This is a genomic window from Patescibacteria group bacterium (assembly GCA_035288465.1).
Classification (GTDB): domain Bacteria; phylum Patescibacteriota; class UBA1384; order DATEAH01; family DATEAH01; genus DATEAH01.
Window position 1 is genome coordinate 1 of sequence record DATEAH010000002.1, and the last position, 5891, is coordinate 5891.

Genomic DNA, 5891 nt, shown 5'->3' on the forward strand with positions numbered 1-5891 from the left:
AAAACCCCCCGCCGATGGCACCACCGGTGCTGCCAGTTCCGAATCAAAAACTTTTGATATAAATACCAGCCAGTCGAATCAAATTCAAAGCCAGGTTGATGCCGGCAGTTTAGCCTGGTATTTAGACCCGATTTTAGTTGCCAAAGACCAAGTTCCACCGACTTTTAGTATTAATAAAGATGATCAGTTTAGCCTTAAATCAAAGAGTTTTACTGAAGGAATTGCCATTGTCGAAGTGATTCATGGCACCAAAATTTATCAAATAAAATTAATCCAACCGGTTAAAAAAGGTGAAAATGGCATTTGGGTATGTGAATCTGTTAGCGCCGCCTAACCTGAAAGGCAAATATGGATTTAGAAAAGTTAAAATCAAAAAAATTTAATTTGCTCATTATTGGGCCGCCAGCCTCAGGCAAGGGCACCGAAGCTGAATTATTGGCCAAAGATTTTAACATGAGAATAATTTCTGCCGGAGATTTAATCCGAGACAAAATAAAAAGTCCCACTCCCGAAGGCCAAGAGATTAAAAAATATTATGATCGAGGTGAATTAATCCCTGAGCGCTTTACCGATCAATTAATATTAAATGATTTAAAAAAAACGCCGCAAATCCCTTTTATTTTAGATGGTTTTCCACGAAATGATGTCCAAATTAATAATTTAGAAAAATTTTTAAAAATGCTAAATTATTTCATGCCTATCGCTTTACATTTAAAAATTTCCGATGAAACTGTTTTAAAAAGAATCACCACCAGGCGTATTTGCGAAAAATGTGCCAACATTTCGTTGCCTGGAGCCAAAGGCTACAAAGAAGGAAAATGTCCAAAATGCGGCGGGAAATTAATCCAAAGACCTGATGATAACTCCAAATCAGTTAAAAAAAGACTTGAAGTTTATCACTCTCAAACGCAGCCACTTTTAGATTATTTTCAAAAATTAGGAAAATTAGTTGAAGTTGACGGCGAACCGAGCATTCCCGAGGTTTACCAAATGATTTTAGAGAGATTAAATGATTATTTTGAAAAATCGCCAACAAATCGAAACGATTAAAAAAGCCGGCTCGGTCGTCCGGGAAATTTTAGATACCTTAAAATCAAATATTAAAGTTGGTGATTTGACCTTAAAGCTGGCTGAAATTTCAAATCAGATTATTGCCAAATACCCTCAAGCTAAATCCGCATTTTTAGGTTATAACCGTTATCCTGCCTCAATCTGCGTTTCGATTAATAATGAAATTGTTCACGGCATTCCATCAGATCGAAAAATTAAAAATGGGGATTTGGTTTCAGTTGATGTTGGCATTGATTGGCAAGGTTTTAAAGCTGATGCCGCCGAAACATTTATGATCGGCGAGGTTAAATCAAAACACCAATTGTTAGTCCAAGCCACCAAAGAGGCGTTAAAAAATGCCATTGCAGTCGCTAAAAAAGGCAATTTCATCGGTGATATTAGCTATGAAATTCAAAAAACGCTTGAAAAAGCCGGTTTTTCACCAGTTAAAGAGTGTACCGGTCACGGGATTGGTCAAAATTTGCACGAAGATCCCTCAGTTCCAAATTTTGGCACGCCCAAAACCGACGCCATACTAAAAACCGGTATGGTTCTGGCAATTGAGCCGATGGCAGTTGAAAAATATAACGCCATTCGTATCAAAGCTGATAATTGGACAATTGTCACTGAAGATGGGGGATATTCAGCCCATTTTGAAAAAACTATCGCTATTACAGATGGAGAGCCCGAAATCTTAACCTAAGTTGCTCCAAAACCCTTGCATAATATCAGTTTTTATGTTAGAATATAATTTGTCGAGAAATATTTTATGGAAAAAAACAATTTGGATTCAAAAAACAAAGAAGTGCTTGAAATCGAAGGGCAAGTCTCAGAAGCGTTACCAGCCGCAAATTTTAAGGTTACCCTTGAGAATAGCCACGAAGTGATTGCCCACTTGTCAGGCAAAATGAGAATGAATTACATTCGAGTGATGCCTGGCGATAAAGTCATTGTTGAATTAACGCCTTATGATTTATCAAAAGGAAGAATCACCAAAAGATTATAGCAAGTAGTCTACGAAATACAAAATCCGCCAACGGCGGAGACATAAGTACTTAATTTTTGTATTTTCGTAACATTTTGTAGTTTGTAGATAGACTAGGAATTATTATGAAAGTTAGAGCTTCAGTCAAAAAAATGTGTTCAAAATGCAAAATAATTAAAAGAAAAAGAGTTTTAAGAGTGATTTGTGTTAATCCAAAACACAAACAAAGACAAGGCTAAGAAAAAGGCCAAGAAAGAGGTCAAATGCCCAGAATTACGGGTGTAAATATTCCTGAGAATAAACGAATTGCCACTGCCCTAACTTATATCTTTGGCATTGGAAATTCGTTGGCTTTGAAAATCTTAAAAACTGCTAATGTTAAACCAGATATCAAAACCTCAAAATTGAGCGAAACTGAATTAGATAAAATCAGAGAAGTGATTGAAAAAAATTATAAAGTTGAAGGTGATTTAAAGGTTGAAGTCGGTCAAAATATTCGACGCTTAAAAGAAATCGGCTCATATCGGGGCGAAAGACATGCCAAAAACTTGCCGGTGCGTGGCCAAAGAACCAAAACCAATGCCCGTACCAAACGCGGCAAAAAAGTTACCGTTGGTTCTGGTCGCAAGAGAGCCGCCGAAAAGACATAAAATTAATTTACCATAAATTTTGAAAATATTATTTTGAGGAAATATGGCGAAAAAAACTAAAAAAGTTGTCAAAGCTTTTAAGAAAAAAAAGAAATTAATCCGACAAGTTGCGCAAGGAATAGTCTATATTCAGTCTTCTTTTAATAATGTCATTATGACTTTAACCGATACTTCTGGAAATACCTTGGGTTGGGTTACGGCCGGTTCCTTAGGTTTTAAAGGCACCAAAAAATCCACCCCGTATACCGCTTCCCTTATTGGTAAAGCGATGTTGGAAAAAATTAAAAAATATGGAATTTCCGAATTAAAAATATTTGTTTCTGGGGTTGGCCAAGGTCGTGATGCCGCTGCCCGAGCCTTATCAAATGCAAATGTAAATATCGTTTCAATAGCTGATATTACGCCGGTGCCACATAATGGTTGCCGACCCAAAAAACCTCGTCGAGTTTAGGAGAAATAAATGCCAAAAGTTACCAATAATGTTTGTGAAAAATGTCGTCGTGCCGGCCAAAAACTCTTCTTAAAAGGGGATAAATGTTTATCACCAAAATGCCCATTTACCAGAAGATCATATGCGCCAGGCCAACATGGTCAAGTCCCGCGTCGGTTATCTGAATATGGCCGACAATTGCGTGAAAAGCAAAAAACCGCCCAAATTTATGGAATTTCCAACCAACAATTTAAAAATTATTATCAGCATGCTTTACGCAAAAAAGGTATGACCGATTTGGCATTATTGAGATTATTAGAATTAAGATTGGATAATATTGTTTTTAGATTAGGATTAGCTGATTCCAGACGGCAAGCGCGGATTTTGGTCAGAGATGGCCACCTTGAAGTTAATGGCAAAAAAGTCACTTTCCCTTCATTTCAAGTTAAAATCGGCGACAAAATTGCCCCAAATAGCGCCAGTCTCAAAAAAGTATATTTTAAAAATCGATTGGAAGTGATTTCCAAAATCAAAACCCCGGCTTGGTTAAAATTAAAAGCAGATACTATGACCGGCGAAGTTTTAAAGATTCCCGAAAGAGATGGTATCGACACTCCGATCGATGAAGATATTGTTTTGGAATTTTTCGCCAGATAATATCAATTATTAATTTATAATATTCGAAATTGTTAAAAGAAATTTGAAAAATTGAATTTGGAGGTTTCATGCAAGAAGGTATTTCTCTCCCAGAAATTGAAAAAGTAAATGAAGAAGGAAATTCGGCTAGTTTTGTAATTTCGCCTTTATATCCAGGTTATGGCGTGACCGTTGGAAATTCGCTTCGACGCGTTTTGTATTCGTCTTTGAAGGGCGCGGCAATTTATGCCCTTGAAGTTCAAAATGCGAGCCATGAATTTTCAACATTGCCCGGCGTTAAAGAAGATTTAATTCAAATCATCTTGAACCTAAAACAGGTTCGTTTAATTATCCATGAGGGCGAGGATGCGGTCTTAAAATTAAAAATCAAAGGTCCAAAAGAAGTCACGGCCGCTGATATTTCCGCCTCAGCATCAGTCGAAATCGTCAATCCCAAGCAACCCATAGCTTCCTTGAGCAAAACCGGCAAACTTGACATGGAACTAAAAGTAAATCGCGGCATGGGTTATGTGCCAACCGAAATTAAAGAAAACCGAGAATTCCCAATTGGCACTATTTCTATTGATGCGATTTATTCTCCGATCAAAAAAGTTAATTTTGATGTTGAACCTATTCGTGTCGGTGAAATGACTAACTACGATAAATTAATGCTTGACATCACTACTGACGGCACAATTAAACCAACCGAGGCTCTGACAAAAGCGGCGGCGATTTTAATTGATCATTTTAATTTAATCAAAAATTATCAAGAAAAAGCGGTTGCCAAAAAAGGCAAAGCCAAAGCAGAAGCTGATAAAAATAAAAAATTAGCTGCCAATAAAACTGATTTTAAATCACAGAAAATTGAAGAAGCTGGTTTTTCAAATCGTACCACCAATGCTTTATTGAATAATAAAGTCAAAACTGTCGCCGGATTATCCAGATTATCCTTAGAAACAATTCGAGAAATGAAAGGCATGGGCGCAAAGGGTTTTGAAGAAATTCAAGAAAAATTAACTGAATGGAATTTAATTAACTAAAAATGAAAACAGTTAAATTTTCCAGAACCAGGGAACATCGCGAATTAATGCTTCGAAACTTAGCCACTTCTTTAGTTTTATATGAAAAGATTAAAACTACTCACGCAAAGGCAAAAGCTGTTAAAATTTTGGTTGAAAAAATGATCACCAGAGCCAAGAAAAACGATTTGTCTTCATCTCGAAAATTACAAGAATTTTTTACCGATGTTAATGCAGTTAAAAAAATCCGTGAAGAATTAATTAAAACTTTTGCTAATCGGCCATCAGGGTTTATCCGCGTTGCCAGATTAGGTTTTAGAGCTGGCGATTCAGCCCCGATGTCGCAAGTTGAATTAATTATGCCACACAAAAAAGCCGTCAAAAAAGAGGCAGAAACCATAGTTTCCAAAAAAGGCAAAGTCACGATCCGTACCAAAACTTCAGGCAGTAAGGTTGAGGTCGCCGAAAAAATAGCAAAAACTAAAAAAGAAAAAATAACCAAAAAACCAGCCATTGCCATAAAAACCATCAAAAAAACCGAAGATAAAAAAGGTTGGTTGGACCGAGTTTCTGGAACTGGTTTGGGCAAAAAGTTTTCACAAGCCACCAAAAAGATTTGGACCAAACGAACCACTTCTAAATAAAAGAGATTATTATGAAAGCTATCAATAAAACTGAAAATAGAAAATGGTATCTTATTGATGCCGAAGATAAAATTTTAGGCAGAGTTGCCACCAAGATTGCCGAAATTTTGCAAGGCAAAAATAAACCAACATATGATCCAGCCACGGATTGCGGCGATTTTGTCATCGTGGTAAATTGTGAAAAAATCGAAGTCACTGGCCGTAAAAAAGAACAAAAAATTTACACCCGACATTCCGCGTATATCGGTGGCGTTAAAAAAGCTACCTTTCGCGAAATGATTGCCAGAAAACCCTCCGAAGTCATCAAATTAGCAGTTTGGGGAATGTTGCCAAAAAATAAATTAAGAAACCGCCGGATTTTAAGATTAAAAATTTATTCGGGTACCGAACATGCGCAAAAGGCGCAAAACCCAATTGAATTAAAAATCTAAAGGGAAATATGACCACATTAAAACTTAAAAAATTTCAAAAAATTTC

The 5891-nt window shown here is 36.5% G+C and carries 11 protein-coding genes; all 11 read left to right on the top strand.

What is annotated here, in order from left to right; translation table 11 throughout:
* The coding region (locus tag VJJ80_00375) for a hypothetical protein (protein ID HLC38571.1) at nucleotides 1-334 on the top strand (334 nt) is incomplete at its 5' end.
* Nucleotides 335-348: 14 nt separating this feature from the next.
* Entirely contained in the window at nucleotides 349-1050 is a 702-nt protein-coding gene (locus VJJ80_00380) for a nucleoside monophosphate kinase (GenBank protein ID HLC38572.1), read from the top strand.
* A complete protein-coding gene (map, locus tag VJJ80_00385) occupies nucleotides 1010-1753 on the top strand; it encodes a type I methionyl aminopeptidase (GenBank protein ID HLC38573.1) in 744 nt (247 codons plus the stop codon). Before VJJ80_00380 ends, map begins: the two co-directional genes overlap by 41 nt.
* A 66-nt stretch (nucleotides 1754-1819) precedes the next feature.
* The gene (gene infA / locus VJJ80_00390) at nucleotides 1820-2056 is read left to right on the top strand and encodes a translation initiation factor IF-1 (protein ID HLC38574.1); all 237 of its coding nucleotides are present in this window, start codon (nucleotides 1820-1822) and stop codon (nucleotides 2054-2056) included.
* Between the two features lie 104 nt (nucleotides 2057-2160).
* Nucleotides 2161-2274 carry a 50S ribosomal protein L36 gene (rpmJ, locus tag VJJ80_00395; GenBank protein HLC38575.1) on the top strand — a complete coding sequence of 38 codons (114 nt, stop codon included), beginning with the start codon at nucleotides 2161-2163 and terminating at the stop codon, nucleotides 2272-2274.
* A gap of 24 nt (nucleotides 2275-2298) precedes the next feature.
* The gene (gene rpsM / locus VJJ80_00400) at nucleotides 2299-2685 is read left to right on the top strand and encodes a 30S ribosomal protein S13 (protein HLC38576.1); all 387 of its coding nucleotides are present in this window, start codon (nucleotides 2299-2301) and stop codon (nucleotides 2683-2685) included.
* 43 nt (nucleotides 2686-2728) lie between these two features.
* Nucleotides 2729-3136, top strand: a complete 408-nt coding sequence (gene rpsK, locus VJJ80_00405; protein HLC38577.1) for a 30S ribosomal protein S11 — start codon at nucleotides 2729-2731, stop codon at nucleotides 3134-3136.
* A 9-nt stretch (nucleotides 3137-3145) separates the two neighbouring features.
* Nucleotides 3146-3772, top strand: coding sequence for a 30S ribosomal protein S4 (gene rpsD, locus VJJ80_00410; protein HLC38578.1), 627 nt, complete (start codon nucleotides 3146-3148; stop codon nucleotides 3770-3772).
* A 68-nt stretch (nucleotides 3773-3840) separates the two neighbouring features.
* A complete protein-coding gene (locus tag VJJ80_00415; protein ID HLC38579.1) occupies nucleotides 3841-4791 on the top strand; it encodes a DNA-directed RNA polymerase subunit alpha in 951 nt (316 codons plus the stop codon).
* Between the two features lie 2 nt (nucleotides 4792-4793).
* Nucleotides 4794-5414, top strand: coding sequence for a 50S ribosomal protein L17 (gene rplQ / locus VJJ80_00420; GenBank protein HLC38580.1), 621 nt, complete (start codon nucleotides 4794-4796; stop codon nucleotides 5412-5414).
* An 11-nt stretch (nucleotides 5415-5425) separates the two neighbouring features.
* Entirely contained in the window at nucleotides 5426-5845 is a 420-nt protein-coding gene (rplM, locus tag VJJ80_00425) for a 50S ribosomal protein L13 (GenBank protein ID HLC38581.1), read from the top strand.
* Nucleotides 5846-5891 lie beyond the last annotated feature (46 nt).